Here is a 20537-nt window from a genome sequence, read left to right as displayed (position 1 = left end):
TCTCAGCAAAAATGGTGCGCTTAACAACACAAACGAAAAAGCGAGCTGGAGCATTTTCCTGTAGGTGCAGAGTAGGGCATCCGCGTCTATGGGCGTTTTCCGCAATGAAAACGCCGCTTCACGCCCCTTTCCGGGATACCCAGCAACAGGGAAAATGCTCTATTTCGCGGGCTCTTCGATACGAAGCATCTGATCCACACTCACATGCTGCAGATGTTGCCGGATGCCGCTCGGCCACTGGACCTCTATGTCTGCTTCCGTACTTCCACCCAATCCAAAATGAACCCGCTTGTCGCTGCTGGAGAGATACGAGCCCGCAGTTGATACCGTGGCATACTGCGATTGGCCGTGATATATCACGTGTACGTTAGCGCCGATCGCATCGCGATTCGAAGTATGTCCAACGAGTAGCAGCGTCAACCAGTGATTGCTTGATTCAGTCCGATTCAAGATGAGATGCGCCGGCCCATCGTTGGTCGAGACCACCGCATCGAGACGGCCATCATTGTCGAAGTCGCCGAGCGCCAGTCCCCTTCCCACCCACGGTTCGCGAAAGACTGCTCCGGCTTCGGACGAAACATCAACGAACTTTCCTTCGCCAACATTGCGGGCAAGCAGCATCGGCTCACGGTAATGAAGCTGCGGGAAGTTCAGCTCCACATTGTCCAGGTCATGCCCCTGCGCCACAATCAGATCTTTGCGGCCATCGTTGTCGTAATCCAAGAAGCGAATACCCCAGCCGGAGCGCAGGAGCGTCATCTTCGCGATGCCGGAGCTGTAGGTGTCGTAGTTGAAGGAACCATCGCCGTTGTTGCGGTAGAGCGCATACTTCTGCATGGCGAGGTTCGTGATGACCAGGTCAGGAAGACCGTCGTTGTCATAGTCTTCGAAGTCGATCCCCATGCCGGCGTACGTCTTCCCTTCACTGTCTACCGCGATCTCCGCGGTAAGACCGATCTCGCTGAACTTGTCCCCGTCATTCCGGTAGAGGAACTCAAACATGGAGTCGTTCGCGATCGCCAGGTCGACCTTGCCGTCACGATTGAAGTCCGCGAGAGCAATCCCCAGACCTTTCGCCGGCTTGTCGAGGCCGAAGGCAACGGCCTTCTCTGTAAACGTCCCATCCCCGTTGTTGCGATAGACCAATGGACGAATCGCCGGGAAGATATCGGGATGGCAATAGGCGCGATAGCCCTCGCGATGCTCTCCACACCAGACATCTTCAAAGTCCCAATGCACATACCGCAGCACGATCAGGTCAAGTTTGCCATCGTTGTCGAGATCGACCCACGCTGCTGCGGTATACCAGATATCACCTTGAGCGGCCGCGCCGCCCGTGCCGGACTTCTCTGTCACATCCGTAAAGGTGCCATCGCCATTGTTGCGGTACAGGCGATTGCCCCCGTACGCCGTCACATAGAGATCTTCAAAACCATCATTGTCGAAGTCTCCGACGGCAACCCCCATGCCATAACCGACACCTTTCAGCCCGGCGTGCTCGGTCACGTCTTCAAAGCTGCCATCGCTTTTCTGGTGATACAGACGATTCCAGTCTTCTGGGCCTTTCTTTCGCGGTATGGTCCCCTTCGGTGCCGGGTTCGGCACGGACGCACCGTTCGCGAAAAAGATATCGAGACGGCCATCGTTGTCGTAATCAAAGGCTGCGACACCGGAGCCTATCGTCTCCAGAATGTACTTGTGAGACGAGTGGTAAGCACGCGCCTGAAAACCGGGCTTGAGCCGGTCACTGGCGTCGATAAAGTTTGCATGTTCCGCGGAAGCTTTCGTTTTGGAGCCTGCTCCAGGAGCTTGTCCTGCAAGATTCTTCGTTCCATGGCTCAGCAAGAGAAGCAGTCCAAACACGGCGAAATTCGGCGGAAGCACCCGCATAGACGATCGGCCCTTATCGATAGAGATTTTTTCGTTGAGGCGGAAAGCTTCCGGTCTCAAGCAGAGTCATGGCTCTGAGGTTGAATCTGCGGAGTTATCGTAGCAGGACTCCGATTTCTACGAGTAGACGGGGTACGTTTTCCCAGGCCAGGTGGCCTGGGACAGGAAAACCGGGCACATGTCCCCGACGGACACCGCCCCAGCCAGCAAAGGCTGGCTGGGGACCCCGGACATGGAGCACCCAGTGTATGGTCAGCCTAACGGACGTCCACGGCTACGATGCGGGCGGGCCCTGCGATGCCGTTATCCACGTCGGTCGTCAGCACTGCTTCAAAGTCACGATCGCTGTTGCCTGTGCCGATGCGGCGTTCAAGCTCGGCAACCTGATTCGGATTCGATAAGAACTCGCCTGCGGCGGCTGTCCCGCTCATACCGATGCCGGCGACAATCACGATCACCTGCCCGAGTACCTGGCTGTGAATGCGGGCGATGATGGCGTAATCGCGGTTAACCGTGGTCATCTTATCCTGCAGATGCAGGCTCCACTGGCGATTCCCCGGATCTTTGCTGTCGCGGATATAAAAAGAGTCCACGTCGCTTCCACCGAACTGGTATCGCAGCGGTTCAATCAACTTGAGTGTCCACTGATTGTCGAGACCACCAAGAAAGACCGTTGGCCCTTCGCGGAGCTCATTGAGGTTGGTGCCGAGATTCAGGCGAACGCGAACCGGCCGATTCTGATGTCCTACGACAGACTCCAGCCTCATCATGGCGAGAACGTCGGAGTAGACGACATTCTCTCCTAAAGTTTCATGGTCAAAGAAGGTTCCGGAAGAGAGCAGCTTAGTGTCTTCCAGGTCCAACGCGTGCGCGATGGCCTCCGGTGTCGTAGCGGCATTACCCGGCCAGCGTTTTTTCGCCGAGATTGGCAGGCAGAACGTAATAGGTCCGGGTGCAGCCAAGAATGGAGACCATAACCGATCCATCGGCGTCGGCGTATAGCTCCGCCAGAGAAATCCAGAAGCGATGCCAATCACAAGAAGAAGCACTGGGATAACGGTCCAGATCAAACGGCGCGAGAAGCGCGACTTCTTCACTGGAGGGGAGACAGGTGCGCTTTCATCTGCCACGTCGTTCGCAGGGGTTGGCGCCTCAGCGGGAGACCTATCGTGGATCGGAATTGGCTTGGCATCGCGCGCCGGAAAGAACTCGGGGACATAGGAGCCGATGTTGAGCTCAATGCGGAGCTCCGAGGAGTGAGACGATTCATGGTAGTACTGCGCGATGCGTTTACGAATCTCCGCGACAGTCACGCGGACCACAGGATCGGATGCAGTATCGTAGTCTGCCGGGCGGCCAAAGACCTCGACACCGAGGGTTCGCTCCTTTAGATGCGCCCCTCGTCCTTCGAGCGTTTCCTCCACCATATAGCGCAGCAGCGTAGGGTATCGCTTGCTGTTGCGGAAGTGAGTGGAATGGAGCAGACGCTCCATCTGCGCTCGGATCTTTTCTTTATCTTCCGATGAGAACGGTACGAGCGTTTGCGACTCAGGAGTGCTCGGCAGCATTTGGCCTTCCCCAATGGTTACTGAAGAATAGGCCGTTATAACCAGCTTTCGCAACTGGGTCTTTACCTGTCTTTACCTCCTTCTTACCTCTTTGCATGTGCAAGCAAAGACAGGGCGTACCCCGTGTATACCCGTTAGACCTGACATGGGATGACATGCGGCACCTAGACTCCGCTGGTCGTAGAAGTACACCTGTGCCGGGCCCCGAAGTTTCGCTGGCACGAAAATCCTCCAAAAAAACACACAAACAACAGAGGGAACGACCATGAAGCAGACAGTGCATTTTCTTGAGGTAGGCCATCTATGGGTACTGCGAACCCTGAAGCTCGCAGCAGTTGTGATCCTGTTCCTGCTCGGCGCCGTGCCGATGCATGCTCAATTGACTACGGCGGATATTCTGGGAACGGTCACGGAACCAACCGGCGCTGTGGTGGCGAACGCACGTGTGGAGCTGAGGAACATTGCCACCAACGTCACCCGCGTTGTGACCACGGACGAGAGCGGCAACTATACCTTCCCTCTTCTGCAGCCGGGACACTACAGTATCAAGGTCACCGTACAAGGCTTCAAGGCTTTCAACACTCCGGACCTTGCCGTTGAAGCCGGAGACCGCGCCCGCAACGACGCGCACCTGCAACTGGGCGACGTCAATGAGACAGTAAACATCGAAGCGCAGACGCCTCTGCTGCAGAGCGAGAGCGCCACTGTCAGTTCAACGGTGACAGCGCAGAGCGTGCAGGATCTGCCCTTGAATGGCCGCAACTATGTCCAGCTTATCCAGATTGTTCCCGGAGCGAATGAGGGACCAGGAAACGGTCTGACCAGCGGAGGACGTCCGGACGATCGCCGGCAGTCAAGCTCTTTCTCGGTCAACGGACAGGACGACACCCTTAACAACTTCATCATTGACGGCTTCGATAACAACGAACGCATCATCGGCACCAGCGGCGTTCGCCCCAATGTCGAAGGCATCCAGGAGATCAGCGTTCAGACGAACAGCTACGCTCCCGAGGCTGGACGCACCGCCGGCGGTGTTGTGAACATCGTGACCCGTAGCGGCTCGAACCAGTTCCATGGAAGCGCGTACGAGTACTTCCGCAACGATATCTTCGACGCACGGCAGGTGCTGCAAACCTCGGGCAGTAAGCCCGAACTGCGGCAGAACCAGTTCGGCGGCTCCATTGGAGGGCCGATCTGGAGGGATCGCACCTTCTTCTTCGGCGACTACGAGGGCTTCCGCCAGGTGACAGGCGTGACCTACCAGAGCAACGTGCCGACGCTGGATGAGTACAACAATATCAACAGCATCGGCGGGGGATCACCGCAGGCGCTGGTGGCGGCAGGCAACGGCACCGCGGGTCTTTCTATCAATCCCATCGCACTGAACTACCTGAAGCTCTTCCCCGCCCCGACCAACTCCAGCCTGACGAATAACTACGTCATCAGCCCGAGCAAGACGCAGTACAGCCAGGTCTTCGACGTTCGTATCGACCACCGTTTTAACGCGGGCAACCTGTTCTACGGCCGCTACACCTACAACCATGTCGATTCGACAATTCCGCCGGCGCTCGGCGTCGTGAATGGTCTTGAGATTTCTGGAGGCCGTTACATCTTTGCCGGCCCGGCGAAGAACGGAGCGCAGCAATACGCCTTCGACTACACCCACATCTTCACGCAGAATCTACTCATCGATCTAAAGGCCGGCTTCACGCGCATCAACAACCTGTCACTGCCACTGAACTACGGCAAGAATGCGGATACCACGGTGGGCTTCGGCTCAAACATGAACTTTACGCAGAATGCGAGTGTACTGACACCGATCAGCTTTGGTCCATTCAGCGACATCGGCGATGGCGCATACGTGCCGCTGCAGGACATCGACAACACCTTCCAATATGCCGCGAACGTCAACTGGAACAAGGGAAATCACAACGTCAAGTTCGGTGCTAGCTTTATCCGCAGACAGGCACGCAACCTGCAAAGCGCCTTTCCTGCCGGCCAGTACGGCTTTGGCCTGAACACAGACAACTGCGTTCCCGGCACCGGATACAACACCGCAACCGGAGCCTGCAACGCGACAGCCTCCGCGAAGCAGCGGCAGGACAACAACCTGGCGAGCTCTCTCGTGGGCGCGTTTTCTTCATCAAGCCGCAATTACAACCTGAACACACCGGACTATCGGACCTACGAGCCAAACTTCTTCGTGCAGGACTCCTGGAAGCTGACCCCAAAACTAACCTTGCTGTACGGCGTGCGCTATGACGTGTTTACGCCATTCACGGAAGCGCATGGCAGCATCTCGAACTTCGATTTCAATCAGGCGCTGTCGCTGAACAGCAGCAACATCGGGCAGGCGCTGAAGGTCGCAAACCAAAACGGTGTGGACGGACATGCCGGCATCAGCACCGACTACAGCAACCTGGCTCCACGAGTTGGTTTCTCCTGGTCACTGGCGCCCCAGACAGTACTGCGTGGCGGCTATGGCCTGAGCTTCTTCCCCGGCAACTACACCTCCAACGCCGACCTGAAGAATGCGCCATTCGTCTCGGTCTATTCCCCCAACTGCATCTCGAGCGTCGCCTTCCAGATCCAGACGACACGAAATGGAGCTCCGGCAAGCGCCAGCAACCCGGACTGTGCCACCATCTCGGGCGCCAACACCAGCTTCAGCCAGGGCCTGCCGCTGCCGCAGCCACAGACGATCAACAGCACCGGTTTGAGCTTCGTCGCCGAGTCTCCAAACTTCCGGTCGGCGATGATTCAGCAGTTCAACCTGCAGGTGCAGCAGCAGTTCAGCTCCAATGTACTGACCATCGGCTATGTGGGCAACGTCGCTCAACATCTGCCGCAGACCATCAACGACATCAACGTGCCGAGACCAGCCAACAGCGTCAGCGGTGGAGCCTCCAGCGCGCGCCCACTCAGCGGCGTCCTGCCAAACCTCGCAGGCGTCAACTGGCTGGTAAGCGAAGGTATTTCCAACTACAACGCATTGCAGACCAGCTTCCAGCGGCGCTTTGTGAAAGGACTGGCCTTCGACGCAAATTACACCTGGGCAAAGGGCCTGAGCGATGTAACCGGCTTCAGCCAGGAAGGCGCACAGGGAGCCTACAACGCCGATCCGACACGCATCCGGCAGATCGACTACGGCATCGCGGAGAACAACATTCAGAACCGTTTTGCTCTCTCGTTGAACTATCAGTTCGCGGCCGGCCACACCTTCAGTAACTCGTTGGAGCGGTTAACGCTGGGCGGATGGCAGATGAATACCATCACCATCTGGCAGACGGGCAAACCGTTCTCCATTCTGAATGACAGTGCCGCCGGCGGCTATGGCAATCGCGCTACGCCCATCAACAATGGTGGAGGCGATCGTCCGAACCAGGTCGGTGATCCGCATGCCGTTGAGCGGAGCTTCCAGCACTGGTTCAATACGGCAGCATTCGCACCCCAGACACTCGGCACCATCGGTACGGCACAACGAAACTCACTGTCCGGTCCGAACTTCCGGCACGTGGATCTGTCACTGTTCAAGGACTTCTTCCTGACGGAGCGCGCGAAGGTACAGTTCCGTGCCGAAGCCTTCAACATCTCCAACACACCGAGCTGGATCATCGGCCAGGGCAGCGGCAACGTGAAGATGGGAAACTCCGCCTTTGGCACAGTGACCGCAACCGACTCGAACTACACACCCCGGCTGTACCAGTTCGCTCTCAAACTTAACTTCTAACGTTGCAGTGCCTCATGCTGCCTCCAGCCGGGCTGTTCTTATGCAGCCCGGCTTTCTTCTGCGGGCACTATTCCAACTGCGATGAAAGTCCTTCGGGCATGCATCAGGCCAGAGACTCTTCAGTCTCTGGCCTGATGTTCCTAAGCCGTCATGCCCGGATCGAGAAGACGACCTTGCCAATTCCATCAAGTTCGCGCTTCTCCCACAGCGTGGCCGGCGACCAGAGCGTCTCGATGGCAGCGATCTGCGGCTTGACCTTCCCGCCGATGACCAGCTTTGCGAAGGTATTTAGCCCTTCGGTCGTCACGTGAGTCTCAACGAATGCGGCTTCAATTCCAAGACGTGCCGCCTCCTCTGCGATCGGCGGTCGATTCGCCGTCACTGCGACGCCACCGGGCTTCACAAGTGCGTAGGAAGGCTCGACAGTGTCTCCTCCTATCAGATTGAGGACAGCGTCAACCTGCTGGGTCTCTTCCAACCGCTGCTGTGCAAGGTCGATGACGCGCTCCGCTCCCAGTTGTTGAAGAGCAGCGGCCTTGCTTTGGCGGGCTGTGGCGAGGACATGAACGCCGGCGTTTCGCGCCAGTTGTACCGCCAGCGATCCCACTCCACCCGATGCCCCCAGGATCAGCAACGTTTGTCCCGCCTTGACCTTCGAGAGTTCCAGCATCTGCATCGCGGTTTGGCCGACCACCGCGATTCCGGCTGCTTCCTCGGCGGGAATGGCTGCCGGTCTGTGGGCCAGACTGGTAGCCGTGACGACCACAAACTCGGCGTACGCACCAGCCTCCCTTGTATAGCCAAACACCTCATCGCCCACTTTGAAGCTTGTGACGCCTTCACCGATCGCAGCCACCCGGCCTGCAACATCGCCACCCGGCGTCCATGGAAACTGCAATGGAAAGACCTGGCGCAAGAAGCCGAGACCGCGCCCGGGATCTACCCCATTCATGCTGGTGAAGTGATTCTCTACCAACACTTGTCCGGGGCCGGCAGTTGGGACAGGTACTTCATCCAGGTGCAGAGCTGCCCCATAGTCGTTGATGCGCAGTGCCTTCATATACATCTCCCTTCGAATGGCGGCGCCAGAATCGCGGTCGCCTCGATAGAAGAGATTCTTTGCCATGAGGAGACGAGTCAACAGATACTGGAAAACAGAATTCCAATTCTGGAACAAATCAAGAAGGCGCCTGCGATTTTCTACGGGAACTCAGATCATTCTTCTTCACCACCCACGTCGTCATGCATCGCTGCCGCTGCACCACGGTCGTCTTCAGTGGATCCACCAGCTCCCCATCCAGACCGCGCGTTAGTTCCATCAACAGCGCTTCATCTACCAGCAGCCACTCCACCCCATGCGACATCCTGAACCGCCGCCCTCTCACCGCCTCGAACGCTATCCCCTGCACCGCTCCAATCGTCGACGCCAGCCGGCAGAACAGCATTCCACCCGGCCGCAGCACCCGCCACAGCCCTCGCACCATCGCCTCCAGTTGCGCCTCATCCTGCGCAAAGTGCAGCACTGAGTTGCACACCACCACGTCCGCAAACTCATCCGCGAACGGCATCGCCTCTACAGCCGCCACCTGGAAGTTCTCCGCCGGCAGCTTCGGCGCCAGCTCACTTGTCATCTGCCGCACCGCCGCCACAGCTTCGGCGCTTATATCCACGCCGAACACTTCATACCCTTCACGCAGCAGATACCGGATATTCCGGCCGCCGCCGCACCCCGCGTCCAGCACCCGCATGCCCGGCGAAATATTCCCGCGCAATATCTGGTCGAACAGATAGATATCAATCTGTCCAAACTGCTCCTGTAGAGTCATCCGCACCCTCTTCACCCGCCGGGGGAGCACTTCACCCCGCTACTTCATCGTAGCTGGGTGAAGTCCTGGGATGGATGATCTGCTAGAGCATCATCCCTGTTTCTGGGTAGCCCGAAAGAGGAGTGCAGCGGCGTTTTCATTGCGGAAAACGCCCATAGATGCGGAAGCCCTATCCACACCTACAGGAAAAATGCTCTATCGGTTCGCGCGCGCGGCCTCAATTGCGGCAATGTCGATCTTTCGCATCGTCATCATTGCGCTCATCGCACGCTTCGCCGCAGCGCGATCTGGGTCCGCCATCGCCGCCAGCAGGGCGCGTGGCGTAATCTGCCATGAAAAACCCCAACGGTCCTTACACCAGCCGCACATGCTCTCCTGGCCGCCGTTGCTTACGACGGCGTTCCACAGCCGGTCCGTTTCAGCCTGGTCGTCGGTAAGAATCACAAAGCTGACCGCCTCGTTCGGGACAAAGTTCGGGCCGCCGTTCAGCCCCATGAACTTGCGGCCGCACACGGTGAACTCAACGACGAGCTCCTGTCCCTCCGGACCGGATGGCGTATCGATGGGGGAGGTGCTTGTTTTCCCGACGGAGCTATCGGGAAAGGTGGCGGCATAGAATTTCGCTGCTTCCCGTGCTTTCCCATGGTCGAACCACAGACAGGTGATCATCTTCTCGGACATGTTGCTTTCTCCTCTTGGGTTGTCAGATCTCAACGCAGGTTCTGCAGCCGCTCTGCTGTGAGCGAAGAGCGGCCGCGCCCAACATGACTCGCGCCGCAGCTACGCTTTTGGTCCCTGCATCAACGCAAAGTGGCCATCCTGATCATCCAAAGCCTGCATGATGCGTGAACCTCCAGGTACGTCCATGGGAGGCATAAGGACCTTGCCCCCGGCGTCGATCACACGTTGTTGCGCCGCTTCAATGTCATCGACCAGGAAGTAATACTGCCAGTGCGGCGGAATCCCTTCGGGCATGCCCGGACCCTTACGAGCCATCATTCCGCCGGTGTAGAGGGGCTTGTCGATCCGGAAGGTCTGGTAGGTGCCCATCGGTCCCATGTCATGCGCATAGTCTTTTTGCCAGCCGTAGTGCTTCGAGTAGTAGTCGAAGGCCTTCGCCGGATCGTCGGTGAGCAGTTCGTGCCAGCCCACGTTTCCCACTGCCATTTGATCCAGACGAGGTGGCGCCTCTTTCTTACCTGGTTCGAAGAGCAGGTATTTTACCTGCTGAGGGTCAAGCACGACGGCAAAACGACCTATACCAGGGATCTCCTGGGCCGGCTTCATAATCGTGCCGCCATCGGCTGTAACAGCCTTAAGCTCTTCGTCGAGCTTTGTGGTGTGGATATGGCCCATCCACTGCGTAGGAAGCTCAGGAGCGCCGGCTCCAGCCCAGGTCATCATGCCGCCGACGTCTTTGCCGTCTTTGCCAAAGATCATGTACGTGAAGCCAGGCATACCGGCATCTTTGACGTCCCACCCGACTACCTTCTTGTAGAAGTTGACCGCCTTGCCCATATCGTTCGTGACAAGTTCGTACCAGATGAAACCGTCTGCCATTTCACACCCTTCCATCGGCGCTTTATCGCTTCAAAGTAAACACCGTCCACATACGCTACCACCGGAAAGTGAACACTGTCCACTTTCCACTCATTACACGGTACACTCTTCTTGAATACACCATGAAAAAGAACGTCTCTCTTGAGAAGCGCACAACCTTTCGCCACGGAGATCTGCGCAACGCATTGGTGGCTGCCGGGCTCGAGATGGCCCGCGCCGGAGGGCCCAATGCGGTCATTCTGCGGGAGGCGACCCGGCAGACGGGAGTCGCTCCGAATGCGGCTTACAGACATTTCGCCGGCCAGGCGGAGCTGCTGGATGCAGTACGGTCAGCATGCCTGTCGCGGGTCGCCGCGGCAATTGAAGACGAGATGAAGAAGCACAAAGCCGGACGCAATCCGCAGGCATTCGCGCGAAAGAGTCTGCACGCTGTGGGTATGGGCTATCTGGGGTTCGCGATGAGAGAGCCGGGAATGTTCCGCACAGCTTTCTCGGTACCGCCAGCGGTTCATTCTCCTGACCCAGCGAATACGGCGTCTTTGGGCTTGAACCCATTTCAGCTGCTCTCACTAGCCCTGGATCGCATGCAGGAGAGTGGCTTGCTCAACAGAAAAGATCGCAAGGGTGCGGAATATCTCGCGTGGTCGACAGTGCACGGTCTGGCGCTGCTGGCGCTTGAGGGACCGCTGCACAAGATGCCGCGGGAGATGGTGCTGGCGCTGGGAGAGAGACTAGTCGTCATGGTGGAGCGGGGACTCAGCTAGAGCATTTTCCCTGTAGGTGTAGGGCCTCGGCACATGGAGAGATGATGCATACCGTTCAACCATTCCGCACTGGGATTCCAGGAATCGAGGCGTTCGGCCTCGCCTCGACGAGGCGGTTTCCACGTCACTCGCACGACCAGTTCGGGATCGGCCTGATCGTATCAGGAGCTCATCGGTCGTGGAGCGGGTTCGGCTGGGTGGATGCCAGAGCAGGCGACCTCATTATGGTGAATCCCGGAGAGATGCACGATGGCAGTTCGTTGGACAGCAACGGCCGTCGTTGGCAGATGATCTATTTTGCCCCGGAGGTGATCTGCGAGCTGTTTGATGGCGACGTAGACGTGAGTGCCGCCGTTCTGCTGCCCCGAATCCGCGACTCGCGCCAGGCGATCCACTTTTCACGCCTGTTCGGTGCACTCACAGAGCGCTGCCCGGATCCAAGACACAGCGAAGAATGTCTTCTGCATACAGTCGCTCATGCTTTCAGGCATCACAGTACACAGCGCTCCTGGAAGCAGGTACTTCCACCCAGCATCGATAAGGTGAAGAGACAGATCGATTTGTCACCAGGGCTGCCGCACTCTCTTCAGGAGATGGCGATCCTGGCCAATACGAGTCGATTTCAATTCCTTCGAGCTTTTGCGTACGCAACGGGTGCAACACCTCATGCCTACATTCTTCAGCAGCGAGTGCGACTCGCGCGAAGACTGATTGCAAGCGGAAAAGAACTGGTTCAAGTGAGCTGTGAAGCAGGATTCGCGGATCAGAGCCATATGACCCGTGCCTTTGTGCGGCAATTAGGTGTCACCCCCGCTCGTTATCGGGCAGCCGTTTGCCCGAACCTGTCTCACGCAATTTCGTTCAAGACGCGATTCGGGCAATGACCTGATGATGAGGCATGATCCGACGCTGTGAAGAAGCCGACTTCGACCAGATCTGGGCCGTCATCAACGATGGCGCCGAAGCCTACCGCGGCATCATCCCCGAAGACCGCTGGCACGAACCGTACATGACGCGAGAAAAGCTCCGGGACGAACTCGCGAATGGAGTGACGTTCTGGGGATACGAACAGAACGGGGCACTTCAAGCCGTAATGGGGATGCAAGACGCGCAGGATGTCACCCTGATTCGGCATGCGTACGTTCGGACCAGAATGCGGCGCTGTGGCATCGGGGGCCTCTTGTTAGATCACTTGAAAGCGTCGACTCAGCGCCCTCTACTCGTCGGCACCTGGGCAGACGCTGCCTGGGCGATTCGCTTTTATGAGAAACATGGGTTTCGGGTCGTCGAAGCAGACAAGAAGGATCAGTTGTTGCGGAAATATTGGGACGTCCCCGCACGTCAGATCGAAACCTCTGTTGTCTTGTGTCAATGACTGCTAATAGCAACGTGGGACCTGAACAGATTTCGCGGTCCTAAAGAGCATTTTCCCTATTCGCAAATGGAAAGCACCGCACATGGAGCAGCCATAATCATGCGGAATCCTGTACGCGGAGCCATGTGAGTGGTCATTCCGCGGCCTTTGTGAACGCCGATCAGCAGGAGGTCCGCATGAACCAGCTTCAGGTGACGCTCTACCGCTCGGGAGGGATCATCGCCTTCCAGCGTCTTGAAATCCACTCGCCTCTCCAGGATGTCGGCAGGGAGGACACCGAGCAGGCTGTTGCGGACGGAGACCTCCCAACCGACTGACGCCGGTGCGTGCGCCTGGTCTTCCCTGACATGCACCACTGAGAGCCGCGTGTCTCCGGCCATCAAGAGAGGCAGGATTCGAAGAACGCCAAGTGAGCGCGCGCTCAGATCGGTGGCATAAACCAGGGTTTGGATCTTACGGCGGCTATAGTCCTTGACGTGTGGCCCAACCGCGACCACTGGCAGAACGGCGTGGCGCAGAACTTCCTCCGCGGTAGACCCTACGAGAAATCGCTCCACTCCGTCGCGTGAATGCGTCCCCATCACAATGAGGGACGCGCCCTCGGAGACGGCGGTGTTGATGATCTGACCAGGGATATCTCCAACGCTATCGACTACAGAAAGGCGGATGCCGGTACCGGTCGCAAGCACCTTCGCCTTTGCCGCCATCAGCCGCCGCCTGCTTCGAGAACGCAGATCCGAAATCATCCAGCCGGCCGGGGCTGCGTAGCGGTGATGCGCCACGTAAGGAAAGAAATGGATCAGACTCAGATCAAAGCCATACTGTTGAGCCAGGCTATGTGCAAATCCGAGCGCCAGCTTCGACGCCTTCGAAAAATCCGTTGGGATGACGATTGTTCCGAGCTGCACCTTTCGCATCGCGGAGTCCCTCCCGTATACAGGAGCGTACAGAGCTTTGCCGCCTTGGCTCAGTGATCGCCGTCACAGAATTGAGTCACGGCTCCGGCCTCGTCGTCAAAAAACCCAGCGTTACACTAAGGCGTGGAAAAGACTCCCAAAAGTGGCGATACGCCCACTCCCGCGAACTGGACAAACCCTGAACGCTGGCTTGCCGCGATTGTCGACTCGTCCGATGCGGCGATTATGGGTGAATCTCTGGATGGCACTCTTACCAGCTGGAACCGTGCCGCGACAGAGATGTTCGGATACTCAGCCGAAGAGGCGATCGGTAAACCAGTCCTCTTTCTTGCATGGCCCGGCGAAGCAGAGGCGATGAATGAGTTGCTCGGTATCGTGCGGGACGGGGAGCGTATCGATGGATACGAGACAGCGCGGAGACATAAAGACGGCTCACAGGTCTTTGTCTCCCTCAGCATGTTCCCCGTTGAGGATGCTGACGGGAAGATCGTAGGCATCGCCGAGATTGCCAGGAATATTACCGACCGCAGACTGGCCGAGGAGCAGATTGCTCGCTCCCATGCGGAGGTGCTTGCCGAGCGTAAGTTCCGGGAGATGATCGAAGAGGCGCCTGACGCGATTCTCGAAGTGAATCAGGCCGGGCATATCGTGATCGCCAACAAGACATCCGAGACTCTTTTTGGCTACACACGCGAGCAGTTGCTTGGCCAACCGGTCGAGATCCTTGTGCCAATGCCGCATCAGAACAATCACGCTGACAATGTTGCAAGGTTTGTGCGAAGCGGCAGGACCCGTCCTATGGGACAGGGGCTGGACCTGAATGCACGCCGTAAGGATGGGTCAGAGTTTCCCGTCGAGATCAGCCTGAGCCCGATCAGAAACGCACAGGAGGTTCTGATCGTAGTCGTCATCCGTGACGTGTCGGAACGGCGCAAGGCCGAGCAACAACTGCGGACCCTGCAGGAGGGTTACTTCAATGAACTGGTGGCGCGTCAGCATGAGGCAGAGCGCCTGAATCGTCTGAAGAGCGAGTTCATGGCAAGCGTAAGCCACGAGCTGCGGACTCCGCTACACACGATCATTGGGTTTACTGACCTTTTGAAAGAAGAGAGTAATGGAGCCCTGAATCCGAAACAGCTCCGGTTCGTAGAGCATATCCAGAGGGATTCGGAGCATCTGCTGGCTCTGATCAATGATGTGCTGGATCTTAGCCGGATTGAGGCCGGCGGACTCTCCCTTCGTACGGAAGAGATTGACATACCCAGCCTGCTGCAGCAGACGGTGGAGTCCGTGCGGGGCCAGGCAACGGAGAAGAGCATCGTTCTTCGCATCGAGAGCGAGGACGATTTATATGCCTCCGCCGACCTGACGCGGGTGCGCCAGGTACTCCTCAACCTTTTGAGCAACGCCATTAAGTTCACTCCGTCCGGCGGCTCGGTAACCGTCAAAGCAGCCGTCGACGAGGATTGGGTGCGGGTCGCAGTCCATGACACCGGAATCGGCATCGCGCCTGAGGAGCAGGAGTTGATCTTCGACAAGTTTTACCAGGCCGGTGTTACCACGGGCGGAGTGAAGGAAGGCACCGGCCTGGGACTGACCATCAGCCGTCAGATCGTCATGATGCATGGAGGACGCCTGGAAGTTACGAGCTCCAAAGGTGCGGGAAGCGAGTTTACCTTCACACTGCCCCGTTGGGCCCAGTAACGCTAGAGCATTTCTCCTGTTGCTGGGTAGCCCGGAAGGGGAGTGCAGCGGCGTTTTCATTGCGGAAAACGCCCACAGATACGGAATCCCTACACTACACCTACAGGAGAAATGCTCTAGGCCCTGTGATTCAGGTCACTGTGGCCGTTTCCTGGAAATCCTACTCTTAATGTTGATTCGGGCCTGTCAGGGCCCGATTGGGGTGAACCGGTTGAAGTGCCTAATTGCTGATGATGCTGACGGAGCAAGAGAGCTTCTTCGATACATCCTCGAAGGCCGAGGAGTAGAAGTCATCGAAGCCCGTGACGGGCAGGAGGCGATCGATCTTGCTCTTGAGCATATTCCCAGCTTCGTGATTCTCGACATCAGCATGCCGAAGATTGATGGATACGGTGTGGTGGCTGCGCTGCGGCGGATCCAGCATTTTTACAGGACGCCAATTCTTGCCCTTACTGCGGGGCTTGGAGAATCAGCTCCCGACGACCTCGCGAAGGCCGGTTTTACCGGTTGGCTTGCCAAACCAATCCGCCCCGCTGTTCTGCGGGAGGCGCTGGCTAATTTCAACTGCTGATCGCGGAGCCCGGGTTGAGCCCGTGCTTTTTCATCTTGTATCGCAGGGCGTCGCGCCCGATGCCCAATTTGCGAGCCGCCTCTGACTGGTTCCAATTACTCTCGCGCAATACGCGCTCCATGACAACGCGTTCCTGATTCTCAAGCACGGATGTGCCCGGCTCGGAAGCGCTGACGAGAACCTCACTGCAGGCGTCGATGATGCTTGCCGGCAGATCATCCACATCAATCGTCGTCTTGTCGGCCAGCATGCATGCCCGTCCGATGACATGTTCGAGCTCACGGACGTTCCCTGGCCAGGAGTACCGCTCCAGAATGCGGAGTGCTCGCTGCGAGATACCTTCGATCGGTTTCCCGAAGTCCTTCGCGAACTTCCGGAGAAAGATGACGGCCAACAAAGCAATATCTTCTTTGCGCACAGCGAGAGGCGGCAGGGTAAGCTCTACCATCGACAAACGATAGTAGAGATCCTCTCTGAATCTGCCTTCCTGCACCGCCTGCCGCAGGTTGCGGTGGGTTGCGGCGATGATACGGACATTCACGCGCTTCGGCGTCAGCGATCCTACCGGCATGACCTCCTGATTCTGGATCACGCGCAGCAACTTAGCCTGCGTGTTGAGCGGCATGTCGCCGATCTCATCCAGAAAGAGCGTGCCGCCGTCGGCCAATTGAAAGAGGCCCACCTTGTCGCGATCGGCGCCGGTGAAGGCTCCGCGGACGTGACCGAACAACTCGCTTTCGAATAAAGTTTCAACGACCGCCGAGCAGTTGAGCACAACAAACCTGCCCTTCACGCCACTGCGTTGATGCAGAGCCTGCGCAACCAGATCTTTGCCGGAGCCGGTCGGGCCCTGCAGAAGCAGCGACCGGAAATGTGGGGCGATCTTCTCCACCATCGCGAAGAGGCTCCACATGGCTTCGCTCTTTGCGACGAGTCCCTCGAAGCGGACATCGCTCTCATTGTCGCCGGCGCTGCCGGCAAGACGACGTTTTTCCGCGGCCTCCAGAAGGCGGCGGACACGCTCTCGCAGATCGGCGATTTTGACCGGCTTCTGCAGGTAGTCAGCTGCACCGCTGCGAATGGCCTCTACCGCTGTTTCCGTCGTGTAATGTGCCGTCATCAGCAGCACATCAATGGTCGGATCGATGTGCATCACCTGCCGCAGGACGTCCAGCCCGGTCATCCCCGGCATCACCAGATCCGTAATGACCATGCGGGGGCGAAGCGAGCGCACGAGCTCGAGTCCCTGCCTGGGATCATTGGCGGTGTGGATCGACAGACCTTCCCGTTCCAGGGCGGTGCTGAGCAGCTCCAGGCTGCTCATGTTGTCGTCGATGATGACTATCCGGATCACACCACTCATGGCCGTAACTCTTGCTGATCGTACCCCATTCCATGGCGGCTAGGGCGTGTCATCAAACTCGTGCCAGTCAGCGCCGGGAGCAGATTTTTACGAGATCGAGGAGTGAGGAGTGAACTGTAGCTGGCCTACTGGAACGACGAGTGACGAAGAGATCGGGAATCGGGGTCCCCAGTCAGCTTTGCTGGCTGGGGTGAAGAAAATCTGCCCCGGCCCTTCGGGTTGCGGCGCAACGCTGGAGCATTTTTCCTGTGGGTGTCAAGTAGGGCTTCCGCATCTATGGGCGTTTTCCGCAATGCAAACGCCACTGCACGATACTGCCGGGATACCTAGCAACAGGGAAAATGCTCTGACGACAGGAGTTTGATGACACGCCCTAACACCTGCGTCAAATGACGCAGCCTGGGTGGGAAGACTCAGCCCCAAATGGCTGCGGGGACAGCCAAGTGTTTGAAATCACTATGAGCTGTGTTTGGCATCACGGTTGCCAGAAGGAAGTGTGAACCTGACACGAAGGAGCACGATATGTTGAATTGCCAGAACTGCCCCCATGCCGGAAAACATCCATTCTGTGAGCTCGGCTCCCAGGCGCGCGCCTTCCTGGAGGCAAATTCGACGACCGTGGAATATCCCCGGGGAGCTTTGCTTTTTCGTGAAGGAACATCCAGCGATTCTGTCTACATCCTCTGCTCCGGCCGCGTGAAGATTGCGGCGAGCTCCGCTGAAGGCAAGACGGCAATCCTCCGCATCGCCGCCGCTGGTGACGTTGTCGGGCTCGGCGCAGCGCTCAATGGCACTGTTTATGAAGCGAGTGCAGAGGCAGTTGAACCCTGCAAGATCAGAATTCTGCAGACCCGGCTGCTGATGCAACTGCTCACACAGTTCAGCGATGCGTCGATGGCTGCCAGCAGTATGCTTGCCCAGCACTATCAAGCCGCATTCCAGGAGATTCGGCGGATCGCTCTGCCTGACAGCCCCGCAGGCCGTGTTGCACGGCTTATTCTTGACTGGTCTGAGAATGGACAGGCCTTGCCTGCTTCCACCATCACGATGCCTTTGACTCATGAAGAGGTGGCTTCCATGACCGCTACGACACGGGAGACGGTCACCCGTACCCTCAGCCGTTTCCGCAAAGAAAAGCTGATAGCGATCAAAGGAATTTCGCTTACGATTCTGGAACCTGCCCAGCTTCGGCAACTCTGCGCATGCTGACGGAAAGATAGCAAAAAAAGAGCGTTTTCCCTGTTGCTGGGTATCCCGAAAGAGGCGTGCGGCGGCGTTTTCATTGCGGAAAACGCCCATGGATGTGGAGGCTCTACATTACATCTACAGGGAAAATGCTCCATCCCGCTCGCCGCGATCTCAGCTGGAGAAAGGACCCGCGAGCGGGATGTTTTAGATTTTCAACGGCCTTTGTGGTGGCCATGAGCGGCCGGCTGGCTCTTTTCAAGGTGTAGCCGATCGCCGGTTGGGCGGGAGTTCCAGATCCTCCGCGATATTTCTACGGTATTCGATACATTTTCCCGTGAGTGCCGGCTTTCAGCAGGCGGCCGGGAAGTTCTGTTGTGCGCTGGAACCGGCTGCCAGTACCAGGGCGTCTGCTGTGATGGCATGTTCTCCGGCAACACGTATTCCGATATTTCATTGCGAGGCTGTACCTGTTCCCCGCTAGGACGCCAGCACTGAACGACGTACTTCGGCGTGCAGGCACTGCAGAACCAGATCATTCTTTTTGTCATCCGCTCTTCTTGGGCCGTATCGACAATTTGTAGCGTGCCAGACCGCAGGAACTTCTCCTGAGCGTCACATCCCGGAATCGCGCATTTCAGCATGGTCTCCTCCTCTCCATGAGAGAGTTACAGCAGTTGCCGGCAGCGGCAGTGATGGAGGTCACAGACCTCGATGGAGGTCACAGACCTCGATGGAGGTCACAGACCTCGATGGAGGTCACAGTTCTTACGCCGGAGCGCGTTCTCCCAGACGGCCATTGACGACAAGAACCGGGCACACCGCGTCATGAATCAGCTTGCTCAATGTGCGCCAGGCTGCGTGATCTCCGAAGGCGCCGTTATGCCGACATCCAGTTAAGATGAGTTCGGTGCCGCCCAGGTTTGCCGCGCGAAGAATGCGCGGCGCCGGAAGGCCATGATCCACTTGCACGTGTGCCTTGAAGTACATAGCGGCATCGCGAGGCAGAAGATGCCTCAAACGTTCTTCCAAATCTTTGCGTAGCTCCCGCTGAGGCGGCCCGACACGATTCACCACATGCATCACCGTAAGCGTCGCCTGCATCGTCTTCGCCAAAGCGGCGGCATACTGTGCGGCTCGCAACGAACCGAGCTCAAGATCCGCTGCGAACAGGATCGATTGCAGTGAATCGACTCGCTTGGCGTTGGGACCCACAATCAACACCGGGCATGGCGCCCGGCGAATGAGAGATTCCGCTGAGGAGCCGAACAGCAGCTTATCCAGCCCCTGCGCTCCCCGCGAGCCTGCGACCACCAGATCGATATGATGCGACCGCACCATCTGTTCGACCTGCAGATCCAGCGACCCTTCTTCGACACGCGTCATACACGGAATGCGGGCGAAATCGGGAATCGACTCGACCTCCCGCGCCATCGCCGTCTGGGCCGCGGCCATAGCCGCCTGCCGTACTTCCATTCCGAGGACATCGCCATACCGCACATCCATGGGAGGCAATGCATGGAGCACAAAAATCTCCCCGGCGAACAGCATGGCCAACCGCACGGCATCCGCCAGGGCCATATGCGCCTGTGCCGAAAAGTCAGTCGTCACGAGTATTCGGCGGAATGAGACGGGTGTCGTCTCCATGTGGGCTGGGTCGAGGATCGTAGTTGCCATGGCAGAGGAACCTCCTGCCCTTATGGTGTGGAATGAGGGTAAATTTTGCGGTGACGCCCGTCACTTATGAGCTGCAGAACCAGGGGGCAACGATAAATTGACCTCGAACTGGGCTGCCCACCCATTGCATCGCAATGGGTGGGATATTCGGAGGTCCTGGTAAATTTGGTTCGCAGCGAACTATTCGAGCGAAGCTCGAACCTGGTGGGAGCCGTGGGCTTCAGCCCACGGTCTACCGGTTCGATAAAAGATGGGCTAAAGAGTCTGTGTGAGAGAGGCATCATCTCTCTGGATGAGTGAGCCGTTGTTGGAGGATTTCATTGTTGAGTGTGGATGGGAGCTGTTTTAGTGGGATTTCTGGAGGATGTAGATGCGTTTGAGGTTGTAGGCGGTGGCGGCGACGGCGA

At 57.7% G+C, this 20537-nt stretch carries 16 protein-coding genes; 7 read left to right on the top strand and 9 right to left on the bottom strand.

Annotated features, from left to right (window positions below):
* Positions 1 to 159: 159 nt before the first annotated feature.
* Together AB4Y89_RS19790 and AB4Y89_RS19785 are read right to left on the bottom strand one after the other, a co-directional pair.
* A complete protein-coding gene (locus AB4Y89_RS19790) occupies positions 160 to 1863 on the bottom strand; it encodes a CRTAC1 family protein (protein ID WP_442302670.1) in 1704 nt (567 codons plus the stop codon).
* 284 nt (positions 1864 to 2147) lie between these two features.
* Positions 2148 to 3458 (bottom strand): hypothetical protein, encoded by a 1311-nt coding sequence (locus tag AB4Y89_RS19785; protein WP_442302669.1) that lies wholly within the window; start codon positions 3456 to 3458, stop codon positions 2148 to 2150.
* A 265-nt stretch (positions 3459 to 3723) separates the two neighbouring features.
* Between AB4Y89_RS19785 and AB4Y89_RS19780 the strand changes: the two genes are divergently transcribed.
* A complete protein-coding gene (locus AB4Y89_RS19780) occupies positions 3724 to 7188 on the top strand; it encodes a TonB-dependent receptor domain-containing protein (RefSeq protein WP_442302668.1) in 3465 nt (1154 codons plus the stop codon).
* 148 nt (positions 7189 to 7336) lie between these two features.
* On the opposite strand, the gene AB4Y89_RS19775 is transcribed toward AB4Y89_RS19780, so the two are convergent.
* The 4 genes from AB4Y89_RS19775 to AB4Y89_RS19760 form a co-directional block, all read right to left on the bottom strand.
* Positions 7337 to 8248, bottom strand: a complete 912-nt coding sequence (locus AB4Y89_RS19775) for an NADP-dependent oxidoreductase (protein ID WP_442302667.1) — start codon at positions 8246 to 8248, stop codon at positions 7337 to 7339.
* Positions 8249 to 8366: 118 nt separating this feature from the next.
* Entirely contained in the window at positions 8367 to 9014 is a 648-nt protein-coding gene (locus AB4Y89_RS19770; protein WP_442302666.1) for a class I SAM-dependent methyltransferase, read from the bottom strand.
* A gap of 195 nt (positions 9015 to 9209) precedes the next feature.
* Positions 9210 to 9695, bottom strand: coding sequence for a VOC family protein (locus AB4Y89_RS19765; RefSeq protein ID WP_442302665.1), 486 nt, complete (start codon positions 9693 to 9695; stop codon positions 9210 to 9212).
* A 99-nt stretch (positions 9696 to 9794) separates the two neighbouring features.
* Positions 9795 to 10574, bottom strand: a complete 780-nt coding sequence (locus tag AB4Y89_RS19760) for a VOC family protein (RefSeq protein WP_442302664.1) — start codon at positions 10572 to 10574, stop codon at positions 9795 to 9797.
* Between the two features lie 122 nt (positions 10575 to 10696).
* On the opposite strand from AB4Y89_RS19760, the gene AB4Y89_RS19755 reads away from it, so the two are divergent.
* Genes AB4Y89_RS19755 through AB4Y89_RS19745 form a run of 3 tightly spaced genes read left to right on the top strand, consistent with a single transcriptional unit; the run spans position 10697 to position 12713 of the window.
* Positions 10697 to 11338: a TetR/AcrR family transcriptional regulator gene (locus tag AB4Y89_RS19755; RefSeq protein WP_442302663.1), complete on the top strand. Its 642-nt coding sequence runs from the start codon at positions 10697 to 10699 to the stop codon at positions 11336 to 11338.
* A 41-nt stretch (positions 11339 to 11379) separates the two neighbouring features.
* Positions 11380 to 12222 carry an AraC family ligand binding domain-containing protein gene (locus AB4Y89_RS19750; RefSeq protein ID WP_442302662.1) on the top strand — a complete coding sequence of 281 codons (843 nt, stop codon included), beginning with the start codon at positions 11380 to 11382 and terminating at the stop codon, positions 12220 to 12222.
* Between the two features lie 14 nt (positions 12223 to 12236).
* Positions 12237 to 12713 (top strand): GNAT family N-acetyltransferase, encoded by a 477-nt coding sequence (locus AB4Y89_RS19745; protein ID WP_442302661.1) that lies wholly within the window; start codon positions 12237 to 12239, stop codon positions 12711 to 12713.
* Between the two features lie 56 nt (positions 12714 to 12769).
* Here the strand turns inward: AB4Y89_RS19745 and AB4Y89_RS19740 are convergent, their stop codons facing one another.
* Positions 12770 to 13630 carry a universal stress protein gene (locus AB4Y89_RS19740; protein WP_442302660.1) on the bottom strand — a complete coding sequence of 287 codons (861 nt, stop codon included), beginning with the start codon at positions 13628 to 13630 and terminating at the stop codon, positions 12770 to 12772.
* Between the two features lie 123 nt (positions 13631 to 13753).
* Here AB4Y89_RS19740 and AB4Y89_RS19735 point away from each other — a divergent pair, with 123 nt between their 5' ends.
* Positions 13754 to 15334, top strand: a complete 1581-nt coding sequence (locus AB4Y89_RS19735; protein ID WP_442302659.1) for a PAS domain S-box protein — start codon at positions 13754 to 13756, stop codon at positions 15332 to 15334.
* Between the two features lie 169 nt (positions 15335 to 15503).
* Positions 15504 to 15905 (top strand): response regulator, encoded by a 402-nt coding sequence (locus AB4Y89_RS19730; protein ID WP_442302658.1) that lies wholly within the window; start codon positions 15504 to 15506, stop codon positions 15903 to 15905.
* On the opposite strand, the gene AB4Y89_RS19725 is transcribed toward AB4Y89_RS19730, so the two are convergent.
* A complete protein-coding gene (locus tag AB4Y89_RS19725) occupies positions 15895 to 17268 on the bottom strand; it encodes a sigma-54-dependent transcriptional regulator (protein WP_442302657.1) in 1374 nt (457 codons plus the stop codon). The two genes, AB4Y89_RS19730 and AB4Y89_RS19725, sit on opposite strands and share 11 nt — an antisense overlap.
* A gap of 522 nt (positions 17269 to 17790) precedes the next feature.
* On the opposite strand from AB4Y89_RS19725, the gene AB4Y89_RS19720 reads away from it, so the two are divergent.
* Positions 17791 to 18477, top strand: a complete 687-nt coding sequence (locus AB4Y89_RS19720; protein WP_442302656.1) for a Crp/Fnr family transcriptional regulator — start codon at positions 17791 to 17793, stop codon at positions 18475 to 18477.
* Between the two features lie 744 nt (positions 18478 to 19221).
* Here the strand turns inward: AB4Y89_RS19720 and AB4Y89_RS19715 are convergent.
* Positions 19222 to 20130 (bottom strand): universal stress protein, encoded by a 909-nt coding sequence (locus AB4Y89_RS19715; protein ID WP_442302655.1) that lies wholly within the window; start codon positions 20128 to 20130, stop codon positions 19222 to 19224.
* Between the last annotated feature and the right edge of the window lie 407 nt (positions 20131 to 20537).

Origin of the sequence: Terriglobus sp. 2YAB30_2, assembly GCF_052114765.1 — a bacterium.
Lineage (GTDB): Bacteria > Acidobacteriota > Terriglobia > Terriglobales > Acidobacteriaceae > Terriglobus.
This window is presented reverse-complemented; position numbering and strand designations above follow the sequence as displayed.

Excerpts from the sequence above, each read along its gene's own strand:
- AB4Y89_RS19785 (WP_442302669.1), bottom strand. The coding sequence starts at position 3,458 with ATGCTGCCGAGCACTCCTGAGTCGCAAACGCTCGTACCGTTCTCATCG.
- AB4Y89_RS19780 (WP_442302668.1), top strand. The coding sequence starts at position 3,724 with ATGAAGCAGACAGTGCATTTTCTTGAGGTAGGCCATCTATGGGTACTG.
- AB4Y89_RS19775 (WP_442302667.1), bottom strand. The coding sequence starts at position 8,248 with ATGAAGGCACTGCGCATCAACGACTATGGGGCAGCTCTGCACCTGGAT.
- AB4Y89_RS19770 (WP_442302666.1), bottom strand. The coding sequence starts at position 9,014 with ATGACTCTACAGGAGCAGTTTGGACAGATTGATATCTATCTGTTCGAC.
- AB4Y89_RS19765 (WP_442302665.1), bottom strand. The coding sequence starts at position 9,695 with ATGTCCGAGAAGATGATCACCTGTCTGTGGTTCGACCATGGGAAAGCA.
- AB4Y89_RS19760 (WP_442302664.1), bottom strand. The coding sequence starts at position 10,574 with ATGGCAGACGGTTTCATCTGGTACGAACTTGTCACGAACGATATGGGC.
- AB4Y89_RS19755 (WP_442302663.1), top strand. The coding sequence starts at position 10,697 with ATGAAAAAGAACGTCTCTCTTGAGAAGCGCACAACCTTTCGCCACGGA.
- AB4Y89_RS19750 (WP_442302662.1), top strand. The coding sequence starts at position 11,380 with ATGATGCATACCGTTCAACCATTCCGCACTGGGATTCCAGGAATCGAG.
- AB4Y89_RS19745 (WP_442302661.1), top strand. The coding sequence starts at position 12,237 with ATGATCCGACGCTGTGAAGAAGCCGACTTCGACCAGATCTGGGCCGTC.
- AB4Y89_RS19740 (WP_442302660.1), bottom strand. The coding sequence starts at position 13,630 with ATGCGAAAGGTGCAGCTCGGAACAATCGTCATCCCAACGGATTTTTCG.
- AB4Y89_RS19730 (WP_442302658.1), top strand. The coding sequence starts at position 15,504 with ATGTTGATTCGGGCCTGTCAGGGCCCGATTGGGGTGAACCGGTTGAAG.
- AB4Y89_RS19725 (WP_442302657.1), bottom strand. The coding sequence starts at position 17,268 with ATGAGTGGTGTGATCCGGATAGTCATCATCGACGACAACATGAGCAGC.
- AB4Y89_RS19720 (WP_442302656.1), top strand. The coding sequence starts at position 17,791 with ATGTTGAATTGCCAGAACTGCCCCCATGCCGGAAAACATCCATTCTGT.
- AB4Y89_RS19715 (WP_442302655.1), bottom strand. The coding sequence starts at position 20,130 with ATGGCAACTACGATCCTCGACCCAGCCCACATGGAGACGACACCCGTC.